Annotated in this window: 3 protein-coding genes; all 3 read left to right on the top strand. The window is 62.5% G+C overall.

The window, feature by feature from the left end; translation table 11 throughout:
• Positions 1–948, top strand: a 948-nt coding sequence (locus FJ980_RS30970) for an ATP-binding domain-containing protein (RefSeq protein WP_140547355.1), incomplete at its 5' end; no start/stop codon positions are given.
• Between the two features lie 45 nt (positions 949–993).
• Complete coding sequence (locus FJ980_RS30965) at positions 994–1185, top strand: hypothetical protein (RefSeq protein ID WP_140547354.1); 192 nt, start codon at positions 994–996, stop codon at positions 1183–1185.
• Positions 1186–1194: 9 nt separating this feature from the next.
• Positions 1195–1609 (top strand): DUF87 domain-containing protein (locus tag FJ980_RS30960; RefSeq protein WP_140547353.1); only part of this gene is annotated, 415 nt, incomplete at its 3' end.

The raw sequence follows: 1609 nt of genomic DNA, 5'->3' as shown, positions 1-1609 counted from the left end.
GCCTATACCGGCAAGGCCGCGATGGTGATGCGCAAGAACGGTTGCCGCAACGCCATGACGATCCATGCCTCGATCTACGATGTCGAATTCAACCACGAGACCGGCGTCAAGAAGTTCGTCGTCAAGGATGTCGACGAGCTCGCCGACGTCGCACTCTTCGTGGTCGACGAGTGTTCCATGGTCGACGAGGAGATCGGCAAGGACCTCCTCTCGTTCGGTGTCCCCGTGCTGGTGCTGGGGGATCCCGCCCAGCTACCGCCGGTAAAGGGCGGCGGCTTCTTCACGAACGCCGACCCCGACATCATGCTGACCGAGATCCACCGGCAGGCCGCGGAAAACCCGATCGTTAGGATGGCGACGACGATCCGCGAGGGCGGTCGGCTCGATTATGGCGTCTACGGCATCAGCGAGGTGATCCGCCGTTCCGCATTGACGCAGGATCACGTCATGAAGGCCGGCCAGGTCCTCGTCGGCCTGAACAAGACACGAGCGAGCTACAATACCAGGATGCGGGCGCTCCACGGCCGCTCCAGTACGATGCCGGAGCCCGGCGACCAGCTGGTGTGTCTGAAGAATGACCGCAACAAGGGCATCTTCAACGGGGGTCTCTGGCGCGTCATCGAACTGCTGAAGCGCCGCAAGGGTCACCTCAATGACCACTGCATCCGCATGCATGTCTCCTCGCTCGATTTCGATTCGACAGAGCCCGTGGAGATCAAAGTGCGGAAGGAGTTCTTCGAGGGCGCCGGTAATGAGATCCCGTGGCGCGAGCTCAACGGAACCCAGCAGTTCGACTACGGCTACGCGCTGACAGTGCACAAGGCGCAGGGTTCCCAATGGGAGACCGTCTGCCTGTTCGACGAAAGCCCCAACTTCCAATCCGACCGCGCGCGCTGGCTTTACACCGGCCTGACCCGCGCGGCCGAGAAAATCACCGTTGTGATGTGAATCCCGACCGGCATGACGCCGGCGGTGAGCATGAGGAGCATGGAAATGGCAGTACCGAAGAAGGTCATGAACTGGTCGGCAAAGCGGGCCAGCGCATCGATCACGATCAACGGCTTCAACGCCAAAGGTGAAGTGCTGAAGATCACCGGTGTTCCCATCATTGAAGCCGGCAAGAAGGGAAAGGGTCCTGTCGTCACCGACAAGACCGGCACCCGCTTCGAACTGGTTTCGAGCTGAGGGACCACGATGGATATCGCGCCCTTCCTGGACAAGCCCACCGCCATCGTCGGCACAACCGGCGCCGGTAAAACTTTTGCCGCGAAGGGCGCGGTTGAACGGCTGCTCGAGCTCGGCCGCCGCGTCATCATCCTGGATCCAACCGGCGCATGGTACGGGCTGCGCGCCGGGGCCGATGGTGGCGCCGAGGGCGGCTTTCCCGTCTTGATCTTCGGCGGCGACCACGCTGATATCCCGATCGACCCGACCGGCGAGGCCGGTAAGGCTCTCGCCCTGGCGCTCGCCGACCGCGATGTCCAAGCCATCATCGATACATCGGAGATGACCGGCGGCGAGAAGAACCGATTCCTCACGCCTTTCCTGGAGCACCTCTACGCCCGCAACAAGGCGGCGCTCCATCTCGTCGTCGACGAAGCCGACGAGG

The sequence above is a fragment of the Mesorhizobium sp. B1-1-5 genome, from assembly GCF_006443065.1.
GTDB lineage: Bacteria > Pseudomonadota > Alphaproteobacteria > Rhizobiales > Rhizobiaceae > Mesorhizobium.
The sequence above is the reverse complement of the archived record's forward strand: the minus strand, read 5'-3'. Positions and strand labels throughout refer to the sequence as shown.